We start from the raw sequence: 18841 nt of genomic DNA, 5'->3' as shown, positions 1-18841 counted from the left end.
GGGGGTCCCTCTTCGACGCCGATCGGGGGTCCCTTTTGAACGCCGTTTGACACTCTGGAGGCCGCCCGCAACCGCCCCCGCACCATCGCCACCACGGAGCCCGAAGCATTGATCGCCTTCTTGCGCCAGCGCTTGGCTGGTCTGAAGCCGCGAGCGAGCCGGCCCAAGGCGGCCTAGCCGCGCCCCACTTGCCCGAACGCTCCATAATTTGTTCAAGCCTGGAGCGCATTGAGTATATCGAGGATCCTGCCGGCCTCGCGTTGGCGGGTTCATCGCCGCGGCCAGAGGTGAGCGCGTCTTGAAGTTCAGCCTGAAGAGGGCGTCCGCCCCCGAGCGAGCCAAAGCCGAGCCTCGCCAGCGTCGCGCGAGATCGCAGTCGTCCCCGCCCACGCGCGGTGGATACCAGACCCGCAGCTATCCGGTCTGGCTGCGGCTGGTCCTGATCACCACCATTGTCTTCGTGGCCCTTTTTTACGGGTTTCGCTTCGCGACGATCGGCACCCCTTCGTTGATGGTGCTGGGGGCGCCGCTGGCGCTTCTGGTCGTACTGCTCATCTGGGCCCTGCCCCCCGGCGAGTACGCCCCCTCTGGATCCCTCGTGCCACTCTATTTTGCCTTCGTCGCGGCGCAGGCGCTCTGGCCCAACTACCTCGCTGTCGTGCTGCCCGGGCTACCTTGGCTCACCGTCAACCGTACGCTCGGGTCGCTCCTTGTGCTTGTGCTTCTCATATGCGTTTCCGTCTCCAAGACGTTCCGCGGACGCATGGGCGAGACCCTCGGGGCCGACCCTTTCATCTGGCGTTGCCTCATCGCCTTTTCATTGCTGCAGGCCGCCTCCATCCTGTGGTCGCCGAGCGGCACGGATTCATTGAACGACTTCATCTCCGGTCAGATCATGTCCGGCGCGGCGTTCTTCACGAGCATCTATCTCTTCCGCCAGGCCGGCTTCGCCGAGTTCTGGGCAAAGACCTTCCTGATCGTGGTCGCCGGCGCTTGCCTACTCGGCCTCTGGGAGAACGAGCTCGGCAGCGTTCCATGGGCCGGCCACACACCGTCGTTCTTACGCATCGACGACCCTGTCGTGATGAAGATCCTCGCCGGCGGCGCTCGGGCTGCGACGGGAATCCACCGGGTTCAATCGACGGCCACGACGCCGCTTAGCCTGGCCGAATTGATCGGCCTGTCGTCGGCCTTCGCCATCCACTTCGTGACCTGGCGATATCCGCTCTATCAGCGGCTCCTGGCCGCCGCCTACGTCGTGATGGGCCTTCACGTCATCATCCTGACGGACTCGCGGCTGGGCTTCGTCGCCTGGATGGTGTCCGCGATCTTCTACCTCCTCATGTGGGCCGTGGTCCGCTGGCGCGAACACAAGGGAAGCATCTTCGCTCCCGCCATCGTGTTCTCTTATCCCGCGATCCTCATCGTCGCCTTCATCTCCACCTTCCTCGTCGGGCGGTTGCGGGCGCGCGTGTGGGGTAGCGGCGCCCAGCAGGCGAGCACTGACGCACGCAAGATTCAATGGGAGATGGCGATGCCGCGCATCGCCGAGAACCCGTTCGGGTACGGTATCGGCACCGCAGGCAAGGTGCTTGGCTTCAAGAACCAGGCGGGCGTGGGCTCGATCGATTCCTTTTACCTCACCCTGCTTCTCGACTTCGGGATCCTGGGTTTCGCACTCTATTTCGGGATGATTCTCCGCACGATCTGGATCGGCGGGAAGGTCGTGTTCGACTACCCCTCACATCCGGAGTCCAGGATGATCATTCCGTTCGTCGTGAGCCTGATCGCCTACATCGTCGTGAAGAGCGTTCTTAGCCAGGAGACCAACGGCGCCTACATCTACATGATGCTCGCGGCATGCCTGGCCGCGGTCGCCAATGTTCGGAGCGACGAGCGAAACAAGGAAAGGCTGCCCGCGGCGCGTATGGCCTAACCCTCGTTGAGCAGTGAGCCGATGATGGTCGCGCCCTGGTCCCGAAGCTCTTCGATGAAGTGGTTGAGATCCGAAACGAACGTCTGGTCTCGCCGCACGACCAGCAACGCATAGCCAGCAAGCCGTGCAATCCGGAGCGCGTCTGGGGTCTGGTTCGCAGGTGGCGTGTCGAACACGACGAATTCAAAGGTGCGAAGACAACGCTCCACGAATCCTGCGAACGCTGACTGTGACAGCGCATCGTCGACGCCCGGTATCGGGGCCCCACCGAACACGACGGAGAGGCCCGGCCTCACGTTCGGCACGATCACCGCCTCCGGATCGACCCCCGGCCGGGAGACGAGATCGATGAGCCCGAGCGTCGGCTCGACCGCGTCCGGGAAGTGCGCCCGCTGGCCCGGCGCTCGCAGATTGGCGTCGATGAGCAACGTCGTCACGCCGGAGCGCGCGAGCGCAGTGGCGAGGCGGGCGGCCACGAAGCTGACGCCGTCCCCCTCGGCCACACCGCAGATGGCGAGCCCACGCACGCCGCGGCTGATCAATTGGTCGAAGACCTCCTGCACCAACCCCGTGATCGCCGCGGAAAGCGCCCGCGACGAGGGATGGGCGCCCTGAAGCGTCTCGCGTTCGGACACGGTCTGAGCCAACCCCGTCACGCCGTCGCCGCCCGTCGCCGCCATCCGCTTAGGAGACGTCGTTCTCGCGCACCACCGACAAGCCGCGCCGTGGACTGCACCTTCGGCAGCACGGCAAGCACCCTAAGGCCTACGGCCTCCTCGAGTTGATCGGGGCTTCGCACACGAAGCCGAAGCATCTCGGTCAAGAGGCAGGTAAGCACCCCGATGGCGAGGCCCAGCGCGATGCACACCCCGATGATCATGGGAGGGTTGGGAAAGATTGGCTTCGAGGGAATGGTCACCTCGCCGACCGGCGATAGGCCACTCTCCTCCATCGTCGCGAGTTGCCTCATCTGGAGGGCGCGCTTGGTGGCGTCGGCGAAGGCCCTCCGCTTCTGGGAAATTTCATCCTCATGCACCCGGAGCGTCAGCACCTCGTCGTTGCGGCTGATCACCTTCTCCTTCTGCTCCTCGATCATCGCCGCCTTGAGTTGTTCTTCCAGCGCCGTCAGGCGCGCGCCCCGATCCGCGCGCGCGGCGGCCTGAGCCACCTGCGAGGCCAGAATCGCGCGCTCACGCTGCTTCTGAATCACAGTGGGATGTTGGGGGCCAAGAGTAGCCTGCAGCGTCTGCAGCATGGCGTCTGCGCGCGCCAGTGCGAGTTCGTAAGGACTTCGGGGCGCGACCCGCACCCGCGTCTTTGCAGTGCGCGGCGGGGCGGCCAGGCTCCCTAGCCGTTGCTCTTCGATATCGATACCGCCCGCCGCGAGAACCACACCTGTCTGCTTTTCGAGCGCCGATTTCTCGACCTGAAGGGCAAGGAGTTCCTCACGCGCCCGCTCGGCCAGCTTCAACTGCAGGTCCGCTGCCCCCTCGGCGGACCGCCGCCGCCCCTCGAGCGTGGTTTCGATGTAAGCGTCGCGGATCACGTTGGCGATATCGGCCGCGGCCTCCGGCGACGTGGAAACGAAGCGGATCTCGATGAGATTGCTGTCGGCGACACGCCCGACCGTTGTGGACGCTACGACTCGATTCGCGGCCCATCGTTCGAAGTCCCCGCCTCGCCCGCCCGTCGCCGCATCATAGGCGGCGATGAGGTCAGGGTTGTCCAGCCAGCCAATCCGCTGGGCGACGGGGCCGGCCACCTGGATGTCCCGGATCGTGCGCTCCTGCGAGGTGATGTAGGCGTCCACCATCTTCGAGGGGATTACAGTGCCGGTGACGGGGTCGGGCTTGATGTAGTTGAGCGCCACGCGGGCAGACGCCTGGTACTGCTTGGGAGCCACGGCGATCACGTAGAGCCCGGCGAGCAGGCACGCGACGAGCGGCAGCAGCACCAGGAGACGGCGCGCCCACAGGATCCGCACGACGAGCGACCAGGTCATGATTCCTCCGCCGCGGGCGGGTCGGCTCGACCCTTCCTATCGGGGAGATACATCTAGTCGAACCATCTCTGAAATTTAAGTGCATGCGGCGCCGCCACACGCCTGCCATATCCACCTGCATATGCGTGGCGCTGCGTTTCGTATCTCAGCTGTCCGGATCGTCCCCTCGCGAGGATCGGCGGATCGATCCGCCACACGGGGGATTTCGAGCGTGATGCTATGTGCATGCCTAACAAAGTCGCATAAGGGCCTTCGCGCGGTGGTTAAGCAAACAGAAGGCAAGATCCGCCAATATCGGCCCGGCCCCCCCGCGCCGAGATGTGGCGTTCTGGGTCCTATATCCCGTTACGGAGGTGAATCTTGGCCGGCTGGACTATGAGGTTGGGAGCGCTTTTCAAGAAGCCCTCGACCAAGGTGAAGCCGGCTCGGGCGGCGATGATCGAGACGTCGGCCGTCAAGCCGGCGATCCGTGAGACCCGGGCTCGCCTGGAAGCGACCGGCCCCCGGTTCAACAGCACGGCGAGCGATCACTTCAACTCGCGCGGCAGCCGGGCGGACGCGGTCCGCGCAAAGCTTCGCTTCGCGTTCACCCCTTCGCAACCGGTGGCGGAGCGCCGGCAGTTCGCGGGTCGCGAAGGCGTGCTCAAGACGGTCATCCAGGCGATCGAGGATCAGCGCCTGCACGTGATCCTCTATGGCGAGCGCGGCATCGGTAAGACGTCGCTGCTCCACGTCCTGACGCAGACGGCGATCGATGCGCGTTATATCGTCATCTACACCTCGTGCGGGGCGAACTCGACCTTCGACGAGACGTTCCGCGCCGTCGCTTCCGAAATCCCCCTGCTCTTCCATTCCGGCTTCTCTCCGACGGGCACGGAAGCCGAGAAGGGCTCGACGCTCGCCGACCTCCTGCCCGACGAGCCGCTCTCGCCCCGCAAATTCGGGGACCTCTGCGCGAAGCTCACCGGCACCCGCGTGCTGATCATCCTGGATGAGTTCGACCGAGCTCTTTCCGGATCGTTCCGGCGAGACATCGCCGAGGTGATCAAAAACCTCTCGGACCGGCTAGGCCGTGTCCAGCTGGTGCTGGCCGGCGTCGCGGCCGACCTCACCGAACTCGTCGAGCATATCCCATCCATCCGGCGGAACATTTTCGCCCTCCGCGTGCCGAAGATGAGCGAGGCGGAAGTCACCCAGATCGTCGCGAACGGCGAGCGGGAGACGAACCTCAGCTTCGCGCCGGACGCCACCGCCTTCGTCGTCGAAGTGGCGCGGGGCTCGCCCTATATCGCCAATCTGATCTGCCATCACGCCGGCCACGCGGCGCTCGACCAGAACCGCACGACGGTTCTGCCGGCCGACGTCGGCAGCGCCATCGACCGGGCGATCGCGGAATTCCAGGGGCGGATCGCGACACCGGCGCAGACGCACGTGCGCCGCCTCTTCGATGCAGGCCGTCAAGACGCCCTGGCGATGAGCGCGCGCGCCGCCCTCGCCGCGGATGGCGTGTTCGACGCCTCGGACATCGAGGAAGCGAGCTCGGTGTCGGCCCGCAAAGCGCAGGAGGCGATCGACGCGCTCTGCGCCGAGCGCCTGCTCAAGCCGGTGAACTCCGACGATATCGGAACCCGTTACAGCTTCGTCGAAGAGGGCCTGCCCACGCTCATCTGGATGATGTGGGCGCAACGCAACCTGACCCGCGACGCGCCCTCGCCGCGCGCGGCCGCGGCGATCTAGCAGCGTCAACCACGGCCGGTCTCGAAGCAATTCTTTCGCTTCGAGACCGGGCGCGCCCTCCGGAGTCCAGCCGGGTGGTCCGGGCCGGATCTCCTACTTCGCCGCCGGAGCGGCCGCGGCTGGAGCTTCGGGTGCAGCGGCGGGCGCGGCCGCCGGCGCAGGAGCAGCCTTGGCGGCCGGCGTCGCAGCCTTGGCCGGCGGCGCGGGTTTGAAGGCCGCGTTGTAGACGACCTTCGGCTCCGCCGCCTTGCGCATGTCGGCGATCTGTTTGCCGACCGTCTGCTGCGCGTTCTGGGTGCGAAGCGCATTCATGGCGAAGTTCTTCGCCTGGTCACCTGCGAACGGCGCAGAGCGTGACCCTGTGATCTGGTTGAAGAGCAGAGAGTTCCCCTGCGGCACCACGAACACTTCGCCCGGAGGCAGCGCGCTCACCGCACTCATGAGCTGCGGGTTGGCCGTCAGGCTATCCATGACGGTCGCGCCCTCCTGATAGGGCACGTTCTGGCTGTCCAGCAGCGCCTTGACCTCGCCCAGCGACTTGAGCGGCCGGAACTGTTCCGGCGGAATCTTGTTCGGCGCGGCGATCAGCTGGTCGACGAAGTATACCTTGCGGTCCGCGAACTGCTGAGGATGACTGGCGATATAGTCCGCCGCGGCCTGTTGCGAAGGTTGGGTCACCTTGCTCGCCAGCCGGCGCTGGTACATCTGGGCCAGGAGGTTCTCTTCGCCCCGCTCGAGCTGGATCGTGAAATCCGCAGACTTGTCGAGCTTCTCCTTGCGGGCCTCTTTGGCCAGGAGCTTGCGCAGGATGATCCGCTCCAGGGCCTGCTGCTGAGCAGCCTTCATGACCTTGGGGTCGCGCGAACCGAACCCACCCATTTCGGCGCGCAGCTGAAGGCTGGTGATTTCCTCGCCGTCCACGGTCGCGACGACCTGGCCGCTCGGCTTGCCACCGCCCACGAGCTTCTTGACCTGATCGCATCCCGACAGCAGCAGAGCCGCGCTGGCGACGACCATGAAATATCTGGCTTTCAACGTACCCCTCCCGAGCGAACGCCACGCTGGGCGTCCCTCAATTTCGCTGCTCAACTCTTAACTTTGTCAGACCGGTTTCGAAAGGCGCCAGCGCAACTTGCAGCCGGCAGGCCCCTTGGCGACCACCGGAGGCAGAACGAAGAACATGGGTCCGGCGTCGAGACATCGCCCGGACCGTGGACCGATCGGACGCACACATCCAGTGAATGAATCTTATTCAACCGCACGGCCAAGGCCAACGCGGCGGGTCCCTCAACCTCGGTTCGCAGGAAGGCCCAGTTCTCGGGCGGCCCCCAGGCCGACGGCGCCGTCACCAGCCTTGGATCGTGACACTCCAGGTCATCGAATCGCCAGGCCCTGGGATCCGCGGCCAAACCCTCGCGAGTCGCCTTCAACGCAGCTTCCTTGACGGTCCACGCGCCCACCAAGTCGGACGCGCTCTCCTCTCCCGGCGCGAGGATCCGCCGCGCGAAGGCGCGCGGCCGAGGCGGGCGTCGGCGAACCTCCATGTCGACACCGAGACGGACGACATTCGGGCTGCGACCGACGGCAAGCGCGACGCGCTGTCCGCTGTGGGAGATGTTGGAGGGCCCAAAGTATCCACCCTGTCCGCGGATCGCGGCCTCCAGTTCGCGACCGACCGCGCTGAGCCGTTCCGGATCCTCCCCTCCGCCGCGGCTCGCGGCGGCCCATGCCGAATTCGACGCGTCGGCGACCCAAATCTCGATGTCGGGGCCGGTGGACGGCATCGCTCAGATCACGCGAACGAGGCGCGTCAGCTCCCGCGGGAGATCGTAGCCGTCCCAGACGAAGTCGAAATCCAGGGCCTGGCCGACCGGGACGATGCGGGTGAGGCCAGGGTCGGCCCTTCCTGCGGCAAAGGCGAACATCTGGTCCCGGGTGAAGCCGAAATAGGTCAGCGTCTGATGGTGCTCTCGAAGCACGGGCTCAAGAGCGTCCAAGTCGGGGACGAACCGGTACTCGAGATAGCCGCCGCCGATGCGCCGCTCAGCATGCTCGGACGACGAGACGACTTCCGCCGCGGTCAGCAGATTGTCGCCCCAATAGAGCGAGTCCGCATCGCCCCGTCCCGCCGACGCGAACGCCTCGACCATCTTCCGGATGGCGTGGCCGGTGGCCGGCGCTGCCTGCTTTTCCCGCGCCACCTCGGCGACGGAGTCCAACAGCGCGCGGACGGCCGCCCCGTGGCTGTCGCGGTCCCCCGCGACATAGACCACGTGCGGCGAGGAGCAGGCCATCTGATCGAAGACGTACACGTCGTTGTAGAACGCTTCCGCCAGCGACCGGCGCGCCTTGTCGTCCAACACCAGCAGTTCGGAGCCACTCAGGACCGACAGAGAGAAGCGGTCGCCGAACCATACCGACTTGCCGCCGAGCCGCAGGGGTACGTCAGCGAAAGCTCGGACCTTCGCGTCGCCGCCCCATACGACGCGGGCGTCACTCTCCGCTGAGATCCGGACGCTGATGTCCGAGGCCGACGGGTAGTTGACGAACATCTGCGAGGTCTCGCCTGCGCGCTCGAAGGCGGCCAGGAACAGGTCGAGAAGGCTGCGCATCTCCTCGCCAAGGACAGTCGGCAGACGAACGACGTTCGCGTTGCCGGCCAGGTAGGAGAGCATCCACGAATAGAGGAACACGGTCTCCACGTTCTGCGGCGGCAGGTGGAAGACGAGGCCGATCGGACGGGCCAGGCAGCCGGAAGGCAGCCGTTCGCGGAACTCCGCGGCGAGGCGCTTTAGCGCCGCCGAGCGGGTCCAGTAGGCGAAATGCACCACGGCGGACGAGGCGTGCTTCCCGCCGCGCCGCAGGATCGTCGAGCCGACCTCCGCGGCCAAGGCGAGTCGCGTTTCGGAGAACGGCTCCGACAGCCGGCTCCGCGCTTCCCCGAGGCGGGCCACGAAGGCGTCTGCATCGAGGTTCAGGACGTCGCCGCCGACCTGGTTGATCGTGATGTCGGTCACCGGGTCAGGCCGCCCGGTCCTGCGAGGCGGCGATCACGTCGCTGCATCCCCGCAATTCGGCCTTCGGCACCCGGCCCAGGATGCGCACTGCCTGGCCGAAGCGGCCCCCGACGCCCTTGTCCACATAGTCCACGACCCCCCAGTCCTCAGTCAGCACGCTGTGGCCAGGATAGGACGTCGGCAGGAGGGACAGCACCTGGACGACCCCCTCCTCGCCCATCTCACAGGGCTCCCAAGTGTCCGGACGGCGCACGATGACCTCGGTGAAGTTCGGCGGGTACAGCCGACCGTCGTCGCCTTCCACAAAAACGGAGCCGATCTGCTCGACGAACCCATAGAAATTGTAGATGCGGCTGAGGCCGAAACGGCGTTGCAGCGCCGCGCGGAAAACTTCGTTCGAGACCTTGTCGGCCTCCAGCTTCTTCCAGCCGCCCGAGTGGATGAGGATGCCGTTCGAGAGATCCAACTCCCCGTCCTCGAAACTCTCGTACAGCTTCGACCAGACCAGGAAGGTGAAGCCGAACATCAGGAACGGCTTGTCGCCGTAGGCGGCCAGGAACTCGCGCACCGCGCCCTTGTCCACCACGAGGTCGCGATCCATGGCGAAGGTGGCGCGAGCGCCGAACTTCATCATGCCCAGCACGCCGGCCCCCCGCGCCGTCATCGTCTGGTCGGTCAACACCGCCTTGGTGTCAATCGCCAGGAACGGGAGTCGCTGGCGTCCAAGGACGGGCGTGAACGTGTTGACGAGGGCTGTGGACTGCCGCTGCGCAGTCTCCCCATCCACGTAGATGCGGCTCTGCATCTGGCCGGTGGTGCCGCTGGACTTCAGGACCAGCGAGTGATCCGGCGTGGAGGCTAGGTCCAGCTCCTTGAAGATGCTCACCGGCAGGTACGGAATGTCCTGCAGGCGCGCGTAGTTGCGGGGCCCGCCCCAGGCCTTGTCCACGATTCGCCGGTAGGGTTCGCAACGCTCGTAGTGCAGGGCGCTCAGCGCGTTGAGCCCCTCCAGCATCATCGCCGCCTTCTCAACCGACCGGACAGACCAGGGCGGGGCCGCAAGGAGCTTGTCGAACATCACAGCAACTCCTTCAGCGCATTGTAGTCGAGCTTGCCGCTGGACTTGCGCGGCAGGCTGTCGACAACGCGCGCGTTGAATGCAGCGGACGGCAGCCCCAGGGACTCCGCCAAGGCCGAGATCCGCGCGCGGATGTCGTCGGCGTCGGGCTCGTGAAACACCAGGATCCTCTCCTGCGCGTCGAGCGCAGCGCAGGGTCCCGCCTCGGTCAGCCGGGCCTCGATCTCGTCCAGGCTGATCCGGAGGCCGAAGATCTTGGAGATGCGCTTGCTGCGCCCGGTGAGGAAGAGGAAGCCGTCTTCGTCGAGATAACCAAGGTCGCCGGTCTCGAGGCGACCCTGTTGGTCGTCGCCGGCGGCGAGCTCCGCCCGGTCGGTCGCATAACCCATCATGACGTTGCCGCCCGCATACGTCACGTGACCGGCCTGCCCGGCCGGCAGCAGATTGCCTTCGTCGTCGACGATGGTCAGGACGCCGCCCTCAAGCGCGAGCCCCACGGATCCCGCCTTGGCTTCGAAGTCCGAAGCCGGGAGCGTCGTGATACGGGGGCCGGCTTCGGTCTGGCCGTACATCACGTAGAAGCCCGCGCCGCGCGCCTGGGCCTGTTCGTGGATCTTGCGCTGAAAGCGCAGGTCCAGCGCCCCGCCCGCCTGGGTGAAGGTAGTCACGGAGGCCGGGACGACCTCAAGGCCGAACCGGGCCAGGGCGGTGTAGTGGAACGGCACGCCGGGAAAGTGGGTGCCGCCCGCGGCCTCGACCGTCGGCCAGAACGTCGGCGACATGATCGAATCGTCCATCAGCGCCACCGCCGCCCCGGACACGAGATGCGAGGCCAGCACCGACCAGCCATAGGAATAGTGGAGGGCCAGATGGCCAACGCCAACCTCCGCGGGACCGATCCGGAGCGCGGTCGCAATCTGCCGGGCGTTGGCGAGGATTGCGTCTGCGGACAGCCGCACGAACTTGGCGCTCCCCGTGGTTCCCGATGTCGAGAGCAGAAGCGCCAGATCGGGATGAAGCCTCGTGTCCCGTCGACCCGAACGGCGTCCAACGCTGACTCCCTCGACGGTCGAGATGTCGTCCACCGGCAGTGGCGGCGCACCCTCGAAAACGAGGAACTCGGGGTCGTAGGCCGCCGCCAGGGCCTGCAGCGCTCCGGGATCGGCCTTCGCGTCGAGCAGCGCCACCGCGTGGCCCAGGGCCCGTGCGGCCAGGATCCCCGTCACCGTCGCCATGTCGTTTCGCGTGAGCACGAAGACAAGGCTCTTCTCGGCCGCGCCGAAGGCGCCGGCCGTAGTCGCCACGCTGGCGCGCAGATCGGCGCGGGTCAGCCAAGGACCGGCGGCGCCTTCACGCGCATCCGTCAGGGCCGGCGCCGGCTCGCGATCGGCCAGCACCGGCAGCAAACCGCCGCAGGTCATGTCCAGCGCGGGCGCCACGCAGTCCCCGACCCGAAAGGTCACAGCACGAACCCGCCGTCGACGCCGATGACCTGGCCGGTGACGTAGCGGGAAAGATCGGACGCCAGGAAGAGGACGGCGTCGGCGACGTCTTCCGGCGTTCCCGGCCGGCCCATGCCGATGTGCCTGACGGCTTCCGCCCGCGCCTCGTCCGAGAGAGCGTCGGTCATCTCAGTGGCGATGAAGCCGGGGGCGACGGCGTTCACGCGCACGCCCTTGGGCGCGAGTTCCTTCGCCGCCGCAAGCGTGGCCCCGATGAGACCGGCTTTTGAGGCGGCGTAGGCGAACTGGCCAGGCGCCCCCAACCTGCCGATGATTGAGGACATGTTGATCACCGACCCACCGCTGCGCGCCATCAGCCGGACGGCGGCTTCGGTCAACAGCACCGCGCTCTCTAGGTTCAGGCGCAGCACCTGCTGGATGTCCGCCTCGGGCGTCGCGCCCATAACGCCCGGACGCATGACCCCGGCGTTGTTGACGAGCACGTCCAGGCGCTTGAAACGCGAGAAGGCGGTCCGGACCAGTTCCTTCGCGAAGGCGGGATCTTCAAGGGAACCGGCCGCCGGCGCGACGCGGTCGCCGTAACCGGCGAACGTATCCTCGTTCACCGTGCGCGCCGCGGCGATGACCGTAGCGCCCTGATCGGCGAGGCGGCGCACGATGGCCGCCCCTATCCCGCGAGACGCGCCGGTGACGATGGCCACCTTGCCCGTCAGGTCGAGATCAGCCGGCATCGTACTTCTTCATGGTCTCGACCGCCTTGTCGAACGACGACATGGCGACGATCTCGTCCGTTTCCAGCATGGCGTCGAAATCCTGCTCCAGGATCGCGATCAGCGTCATGTGGGCCATGCTGGTCCACTTCTTGTACTCGCGATAGACGAGTTCCTTGGGGTCGACATCGCCCTCGATGTCCAGCGCCTCACGGAAGGCGCTCAGAACCCTAGCCTCTACAGTCATATACATCCCCAGAACTAAGTTGGCGCCCCCGCCGGGGGCTAGCTCGCGGCCTCGGTTTGCGTGGCCTCGTAGACGTCGATCTTCATCCCGCGCGGGCCGGTCATGATCCCCTGCTCTATGACCCGAGCCGGGTTACCGGCCACCAGCGAGTTCGGCGGAACGTTCTTCATCACCACGCTTGCCACGGCCACGATGCAATGGTCGCCGATCTCGATGCCCGGCATGACGATGCTTCGCGCCCCGATATGGCACATCCGGCCGATGCGGGTATCCACGTGCTTATTGTTTACGAAATCGTGAGTGAGGATCACGGCGTCGAAGTTCACGGACGTGCCCTCGCCGATGTGCACGCCATGGGGGTTGCTCATGTCGAGCTTCGCCTTCAGCGAGATGGTGGCGCCTTTGCCGATATCCATCCCCCAGACGCGGTTGAGGTAGAGCCGTCGCGCCTCGATGAGTGCGGGTCGAACCGCATTCCGAATGCGGGTCAGCAGCGGCTTCGCCATGATCCTGGAGTTCCGTTCTCAGTCGACCGATTTGCGCCCCCGCCTAACATGGCGGTCGCGCGACGGGTAGCGCTGCAAGATCCACGCCGCCATTCAGCGGACAATCCTCACACTCCGTAGGCGCAAAACAAAACCGCCGCCCTCTCGGGCGGCGGTCCTGTAGTCTCGGCCTTTTCGTCTCTTAGGCGACGGCTACGCGGCGACGCGAGCGAAGCATGGCGCCAGCGCCACCGAAGCCCATGATCATCAGGGCCCAGGTGCCGGGCTCAGGAACCGCGGCGGGAGCAAAGGCGCCCGTGCCGCTCCAGGAGGCGTTCACGCCGCCGTTGCCTTTGACGACCAGCACCTGCGGCCCCCCGGCGACGACCGGGAGCGGGCTGGTGGTAAAGGCGTTCCAGACGAAGGTGTTGGGAACCTGCGTCAGCGTCAGGGCGACGCCGTTGAACGTCACGCTGGTGAAGTTCAGACCGCTAAGGGCGACGAAGCTCACCGAGCTCAGGTTGAACCCGACCGTGCCGCTCGGCAGGGCGAAGTTGAAGGTGTCGGTGAAGTTCGTGCCGTCCCATTCGTGATAGGACGTGCCGTCGCTGGCGTCGGCGCCGTTGACGTAGATGCCAGCGCCCGTCGGGTCGCTGATCTTGTTGTCGCTGAAGGTCAGCGTGACCGGCTGGTTCGGAACATTCGTCCAGTTGTCGATCACAGTGGTCGCCGAGGCGGACGTGGCGATCGCGGCGGTGGAAACCGCGATCGCGGCGGCCGCCGCGAGCGTCTTGAAAGCTTGCATGGTTTAGCACCCCTACATTTACTCGTTGTTGACTCTAACGATCACCGGACAGGGGTGTCATTCGGCTTCGCCTGAGGAGCGAGTAGAAATGGCCTACCTGGAGATGTGGTCCCCGCTGAAATGCCCTCGCGCTGCACAATTAACAATACCGCGAGCACAACAAGAACGTCGTTGTCGGAATTTTGACGTAAGTTCAGCGATATAAACTCGCCGGCAATCCAGCGGGCGGCGCCCACCGATCAGACACGCGAGGAAATTTGGGTTGCGACGCAGCGCAGCCCTACTTCGCGCCCGACGCGAGTCCTCGCAGGTAGCGCCCGTACTCGCTCTTGCCCTGGAATTCGGCCGACTTCATGAGCTCGGCCGAATCGATCCAGCCGTTCTCGAAGGCGATCTCTTCCAGGCAGCCGATACGTAGGCCCTGGCGCTGTTCGAACACGCGGATCAACTCGCCCGCCCCGATCAGGCTGTCGTGCGTGCCGGCGTCCTCCCAGGCGAAGCCGCGGCCCAAGAGCTCCACGTGCAGCTTGCCTTCCTGCAGGTAGACGTCGTTCAGGGCGGTGATTTCGAGCTCGCCCCGGGCGGAGCGCTCCAGCGTCTTGGCGATCTCGCTGGCGCGGCCGTCATAGAAATAGAGGCCGGTGACCGCGTAGTTCGACTTGGGCTTGGCCGGCTTCTCCTCGATGGAGAGCGCCCGGTTGTCGGCGGACAGCTCCACCACACCGTAGCGTTCCGGATCGTGCACCGGATAGCCGAACACCGTGGCGCCGTCCCGGCGCGCATCGGCGTTCTTCAGCATCTGCACGAAGTTCTGGCCGAAGAAGATGTTGTCGCCGAGGATCAGGGTCGACGGCTCGCCGCCGACGAACTCCTCGCCCAGCAGGTAGGCCTCCGCCAGGCCGCCCGGCGTCGGCTGGATCACATATTCGAACCGCACGCCGAACCGCGAGCCGTCGCCCAGGAGCCGCTTGAAGCCCGCCTGGTCCTCGGCCGTGGTGATGATCAGGATCTCGCGGATGCCGGCCAGAAACAGCACCGACAGCGGATAATAGATCATCGGTTTGTCGTAGACCGGCAGCAGCTGCTTGCTGACCGCGATGGTCAGGGGATGCAGCCGGGTGCCGGCGCCGCCGGCCAGGACGATCCCGCGCCTCATGCCTTCACCAGTCCCAGACGGTCCGAATGGAAGCCGCGCTCACGGATCCGCTCGACCCACGCGTAGTTGTCCACGTACCAGCGCACGGTGTCCTCGAGCCCGGCGTCCAGCGGCATCCGCGGCGTCCAGCCCAATTCGCGCTCAAGCTTGGTGGCGTCGATCGAGTAGCGGAAGTCGTGGCCCGGGCGGTCGGTGACGAAGGTGATCTTGTCGGCGTGGCTGGTGTTGGCGGGCGCCATCTTGTCGAGGTGGGCGCAGATGATCTTGATGACCTCGAGGTTGCGTTTCGAGGCGTCGCCACCGATGCAGTAGGTGTCGCCCAGCTTGCCCTTGGCCAGGACCAGCAGCAGCGCCTCGGCGTGGTCGTCCACGTGCAGCCAGTCGCGCACTTGGCGGCCGTCGCCGTAGACCGGGATGGTCTTCCCTTCCAGCGCCCGGGTGATCACCGTCGGGATCAGCTTCTCGGGGAATTGGTACGGGCCGTAGTTGTTCGAGCAATTCGTGATGACCACCGGGAACTTGTAGGTGTGCCCCCAGGCCCGGACCAGATGGTCGGACGAAGCCTTCGACGCCGAATAAGGCGAACGCGGATCGTAGGGCGTCTCTTCGGTGAAGTCCCCGTCCTCGCCCAAGGCGCCGAACACCTCGTCGGTGGAGATGTGGTGGAAGCGGAACGCGTCCTTGCGGGCGCCGTCGAGCCTGTTCCAGTAGGCGCGAGCCACCTCCAGGAGGATCGCCGTGCCCAGGATGTTGGAGCGGACGAAATCCAGCGGCCCCTCGATGGCCCGGTCGTTGTGACTCTCGGCGGCCAGATGCATCACCGCATCGGGCTGGTGCGTCTCGAACACCGCCTCGACCTTGGCGCGGTCGCAGATGTCGACGTGCTCGAACACGTAACCGGGCTGGCTGGCCACGCTCTCGACGTTGTCGAGGTTGGCTGAATAGGTCAGCGCGTCCAGGTTCACGACCTGATGGCCATCGGCCATGGCGCGGCGTACGACCGCAGACCCGATGAAGCCCGCTCCGCCCGTAATCAGGATCTTCAATGACGCCCCCGGCGCTGCAAACGACGGCCCTCCTTACTATGAAAGGAGGCCGGTTCAAGGCGGTTGGTTATGGGTCACGACCCGCTAACGACCGGTGACCAGATTCAGATCGAGCTTCGCCGGCGTCTCGTCCGCGGGCCGCCCGTGCCGGCGTTCGATGTCCTTCTGGAGGGCCCGGGCGGCGAAGGCGTGGCCGGTGAACAGGGTGTCGATGGCCCAGCCGATCAGCGGCACGCCGGAAGCGACGCTATCGAGGCCGAGATAGGCCGCCATCCGCCCGATGGTCTTGCGCGATGCGCCGGCCTGGACCGCCTCGGCGAGCAGCAGGGCCGCGGCGCCCACGGAATAGACCGTTCCCGCCACCGGCACCCAGGCCAACACGCCGTCGACGCCCAGGCCCCATGGGCCGAAGCCGACCACACGGTCCGAGAGCTGCTTCACACGTTCGGCCCGCCGCCAGGCCCGATGCGCGCGGTCACGGTCTTCGTCCATGGGCAGTGAAAGCCGCGCGCCGGCGGCCGGTTCCCGCTAGATCATGTCGCCCGCGGCGGCGTCCAGCAGCAGGAACACGCGCCCGCCGTCCGCCGCGAGCATGCCTGACAGCAGCAGGCCCGCCGGATCCCGCTGGACGGCGTCGTCGATCAGCGTCTTGTAGCGGCGCAGGTAGATCTCGGTGCGGCGCTTCACGTCGTCGTCGGTGAAGAGCCGGCGGGCGATGCGGCGCGTGGCGGCCGGCGCCAGCTTGCGCACCACCTCCCGGCCGCCGTCGCGGTCGCCCGTCTGCAGCGCGGCCGCGATCTCCTCGATGCGCCCGCCGGGCAGCAGCTTCGCCGGGTCGACCCCCATGCGGGCCAGTTCGGCGCCCAGCAGGTCCTCCAGTCGCTCGCCCTCGCCGTCGGCGCCGTCCAGGGAGGCCAGCAGGTCCTTCCAGGTCCAGGTCTCGCCACCCTCATCCCCGTCCTCGGCCTCGGTCCCGGGCGGCGCGGCAGGCGGCCCGCCCGCGGCCTCGAACACCGCCGAGAACTCTCGGTCGGTGGCCGTCGGCGTCAGGCGGATCCGGTTGCGCAGGCCAATCCGATCGGCCAGCGCGGCGCCCGCCGGCTCGATGGGCGTTCCCAGGTCGAGCGCCTCTTCGACGTCCTCGTCGGCGGGCGGCGGAGGCGACGCCTTCGCCTTACGAACCGGCGCCGACGGCGGTGGCGGCGCGATGGGGGGCGCCGCGACGGCCGCCACGCCCATCAGCTTCACCGCCTCCGACAGCATCTCGAAATTGCGGCGCACCCGATCCTGGAAGGCGGCGTCGATGGCCTGGGCTTCCTCGGCCGTGCGGCGGGCCTGGGCCATCAGTTCGTCCATCCCGTCCGCGACGGCGGCCCGGACGCGGTCGGCCTGGCCGGCGGCCGCGGCCGGCAGCCTCGCCGCCCGCGCCTCCAGCTCGGCCATCATGGCGGCCAACTCGTCCAGGGTGGCCCGCGCCGCCTTGGCGCCGTCCTCCAGCTTGCGCGCCGTGACCGCGCCCGCCTCCTCGACCATCCTGGAGGACTGCTCGACCAGCGCCCTCGCTTCCTCCAGCCGCGCCTCGAACACCTGGTTGGCCTTCTGGCCCGCGCTGAACGCCGCCTCGGAGAGCTGGTCGACCTGTTCGCGCGCCGTGCCGGCGTGGCGGGCGGCCGCGGCCCGGGTCTCTTCGGCCGCTTTGGCCAGGGCTTCGATGGCCGCGCGGGTCTGGGCCTCCAGCTGCGCCCTTTGGTCGGCGGCGGCGGCCGACACCGCCTCCAGCGATTGCAGGGTCGACTGGCCGAACTCCTCGCGCTCGGCCTTGGCGGTCTCGGCGATGTCGCGGAACTGCAGCGCCGCATCCGACATCAGGCGCCGAAGCTGCTCTCCGCCGGTGATGGCGCGCTCGCTCATCTCCGCGGCCGAGGCCCGAGCCTGGTCGATGAACTGCCCCAGGGTGGCCGCATGGACATCGGCGTTGGCCGCGAACGCCTCATGATCGCCCTTCAGCGTCTGGCTCAGGGCCACGAGGGCGGCGCGCTGCTCGGTGAGGCCGGCCTCGACCGCCCGCACTTGGTCGGCGACGCCGAGACCGGCGGTCTCGAGGCGGGCGATGTGCCGGGTGAGATCCTCGCCGGCGGTCCGCGCGGCGCCGCTCGCCTCCCCGGCCGCCGCCGCCAGATCGGCGGCCCGGGCCTGGAGGACGCCCTCGGCTTCGCGGATCTGCGTCTCGGCCACGCCGGTGGCCTCTGTGATCATCCGCGCCTGTTGCGCGACGGCGTCGGTGACCCTGTTGGCCTGGGCGTCGAGGGTCTGGGCGAGGCCGGCCATCTCGGCCCGCTCGCGGCCCAGGGTGGACGCAAGTTCCTGGGCGGCGCGCGCCGACTGGGCCGTCGTCCCCGTCAGCTTGTCGGTCTCGAACGCCAGGGCTTCGCGCATGGCGAGCAGGGTCTCGCGCGCCTCGTCCGCGGCGGCGGCGGCGCGCTCGATCTCTTCGCGCACCGCCAAGGTGACGTCGCCGGCCCGGGCCGCGGCGGCGACGGCGGGCGCCAGCATGTCCTCGGCCATCGCCCGGGCGCGGCGGGTCTCGTACCCCAGCTTCTGCGCCTGGCGGATCAGATAGGCGGCGCCTAGGACGAAGACGGCTGGACCGACGGCGAGCAGGGCGAAGACGGTCAACGCGAAGGCGTCGTCCTGGAGAGGGGCGACCTTGTTGCGATAGCCGACCGCGAAGGCGATGGGCGCCAGCGCCCAGAGCGCCGCCACGGCGAAAGCGATCAGCCAGGTCGGCCAGCCGGATGGAGGCGGGTCGTCCAGGTCGAACTCGGCATAGGCATCGGGTTCGCCGGGCGCCGCCACGGCGCGCGCGCCGGGCATGACGACGGCGTGGGCGCCTCGGGGGGCTTCCATCGTGCGAAATCCGACCGGCTCCGGCGCCTCCACGCGCTCCGCCGCCCGGTTGGCCGGCTCAGCCGCGTGGGGATCCTCGTCCGGGCCCCCGAAGTCCATCGGTCGCGGCCGCTTGGAGAACCTCATCTACGCCCGTTCCTTCCCGACTGTCCGGCCAGCGCGCCGATGCCGGCGCCCATCTATCCAGGCGCGCAGGATTACCCTCGGCGCGAGCCGACGCAAACAGGCGGACGGATGATTCGGACGCCGGAC

Annotated in this window: 17 protein-coding genes; 2 read left to right on the top strand and 15 right to left on the bottom strand. The window is 67.3% G+C overall.

What is annotated here, in order from left to right; all coding sequences use genetic code 11:
* Positions 1-298 precede the first annotated feature (298 nt).
* Positions 299-1936, top strand: a complete 1638-nt coding sequence (locus AX721_RS22175) for an O-antigen ligase (protein ID WP_068878146.1) — start codon at positions 299-301, stop codon at positions 1934-1936.
* Here the strand turns inward: AX721_RS22175 and AX721_RS22170 are convergent.
* Positions 1933-2616: a CpsD/CapB family tyrosine-protein kinase gene (locus AX721_RS22170; RefSeq protein ID WP_068878145.1), complete on the bottom strand. Its 684-nt coding sequence runs from the start codon at positions 2614-2616 to the stop codon at positions 1933-1935. The genes AX721_RS22175 and AX721_RS22170 overlap by 4 nt on opposite strands.
* Positions 2589-3938 carry a Wzz/FepE/Etk N-terminal domain-containing protein gene (locus tag AX721_RS22165; RefSeq protein ID WP_068878144.1) on the bottom strand — a complete coding sequence of 450 codons (1350 nt, stop codon included), beginning with the start codon at positions 3936-3938 and terminating at the stop codon, positions 2589-2591. Before AX721_RS22165 ends, AX721_RS22170 begins: the two co-directional genes overlap by 28 nt.
* A 381-nt stretch (positions 3939-4319) precedes the next feature.
* On the opposite strand from AX721_RS22165, the gene AX721_RS22160 reads away from it, so the two are divergent.
* On the top strand, positions 4320-5675 hold the full coding sequence (locus AX721_RS22160; RefSeq protein ID WP_068878143.1) for an ATP-binding protein: 1356 nt from the start codon (positions 4320-4322) through the stop codon (positions 5673-5675).
* Positions 5676-5768: 93 nt separating this feature from the next.
* Here the strand turns inward: AX721_RS22160 and AX721_RS22155 are convergent, their stop codons facing one another.
* From AX721_RS22155 to AX721_RS22100, 13 genes are all read right to left on the bottom strand, one after another.
* On the bottom strand, positions 5769-6692 hold the full coding sequence (locus AX721_RS22155; RefSeq protein ID WP_068878142.1) for an EpsD family peptidyl-prolyl cis-trans isomerase: 924 nt from the start codon (positions 6690-6692) through the stop codon (positions 5769-5771).
* A 68-nt stretch (positions 6693-6760) separates the two neighbouring features.
* Positions 6761-7219 (bottom strand): 4'-phosphopantetheinyl transferase superfamily protein, encoded by a 459-nt coding sequence (locus AX721_RS28835; RefSeq protein WP_369796595.1) that lies wholly within the window; start codon positions 7217-7219, stop codon positions 6761-6763.
* Between the two features lie 243 nt (positions 7220-7462).
* Entirely contained in the window at positions 7463-8692 is a 1230-nt protein-coding gene (locus tag AX721_RS22150; protein ID WP_068878141.1) for an acyl-CoA reductase, read from the bottom strand.
* Between the two features lie 4 nt (positions 8693-8696).
* Positions 8697-9770 (bottom strand): hypothetical protein, encoded by a 1074-nt coding sequence (locus AX721_RS22145; RefSeq protein ID WP_068878140.1) that lies wholly within the window; start codon positions 9768-9770, stop codon positions 8697-8699.
* Positions 9770-11209: an AMP-binding protein gene (locus AX721_RS22140; protein ID WP_156467326.1), complete on the bottom strand. Its 1440-nt coding sequence runs from the start codon at positions 11207-11209 to the stop codon at positions 9770-9772. The genes AX721_RS22145 and AX721_RS22140 overlap by 1 nt, the downstream gene beginning before the upstream one ends.
* A gap of 20 nt (positions 11210-11229) precedes the next feature.
* Entirely contained in the window at positions 11230-11964 is a 735-nt protein-coding gene (locus AX721_RS22135) for an SDR family NAD(P)-dependent oxidoreductase (RefSeq protein ID WP_068878138.1), read from the bottom strand.
* Complete coding sequence (locus tag AX721_RS22130) at positions 11954-12190, bottom strand: hypothetical protein (protein WP_068878980.1); 237 nt, start codon at positions 12188-12190, stop codon at positions 11954-11956. Before AX721_RS22130 ends, AX721_RS22135 begins: the two co-directional genes overlap by 11 nt.
* Before the next feature lie 38 nt (positions 12191-12228).
* Positions 12229-12696: a DapH/DapD/GlmU-related protein gene (locus AX721_RS22125; protein ID WP_068878136.1), complete on the bottom strand. Its 468-nt coding sequence runs from the start codon at positions 12694-12696 to the stop codon at positions 12229-12231.
* Between the two features lie 181 nt (positions 12697-12877).
* Complete coding sequence (locus AX721_RS22120; protein ID WP_068878135.1) at positions 12878-13480, bottom strand: FxDxF family PEP-CTERM protein; 603 nt, start codon at positions 13478-13480, stop codon at positions 12878-12880.
* A gap of 280 nt (positions 13481-13760) precedes the next feature.
* Positions 13761-14636 carry a glucose-1-phosphate thymidylyltransferase RfbA gene (gene rfbA / locus AX721_RS22115; protein WP_068878134.1) on the bottom strand — a complete coding sequence of 292 codons (876 nt, stop codon included), beginning with the start codon at positions 14634-14636 and terminating at the stop codon, positions 13761-13763.
* Positions 14633-15682, bottom strand: a complete 1050-nt coding sequence (gene rfbB / locus AX721_RS22110; protein ID WP_068878133.1) for a dTDP-glucose 4,6-dehydratase — start codon at positions 15680-15682, stop codon at positions 14633-14635. Before rfbB ends, rfbA begins: the two co-directional genes overlap by 4 nt.
* Before the next feature lie 84 nt (positions 15683-15766).
* A complete protein-coding gene (locus AX721_RS22105) occupies positions 15767-16174 on the bottom strand; it encodes a DUF4112 domain-containing protein (protein ID WP_068878132.1) in 408 nt (135 codons plus the stop codon).
* A gap of 36 nt (positions 16175-16210) precedes the next feature.
* Complete coding sequence (locus AX721_RS22100; RefSeq protein WP_068878131.1) at positions 16211-18715, bottom strand: hypothetical protein; 2505 nt, start codon at positions 18713-18715, stop codon at positions 16211-16213.
* Positions 18716-18841 lie beyond the last annotated feature (126 nt).

Source organism: Phenylobacterium sp. CCH9-H3 (assembly GCF_001557235.1).
Classification (GTDB): Bacteria; Pseudomonadota; Alphaproteobacteria; order Caulobacterales; family Caulobacteraceae; genus Phenylobacterium.
Note: the sequence above shows the minus strand (reverse complement) of the source record. Positions and strands in the feature narration are given on the sequence as shown.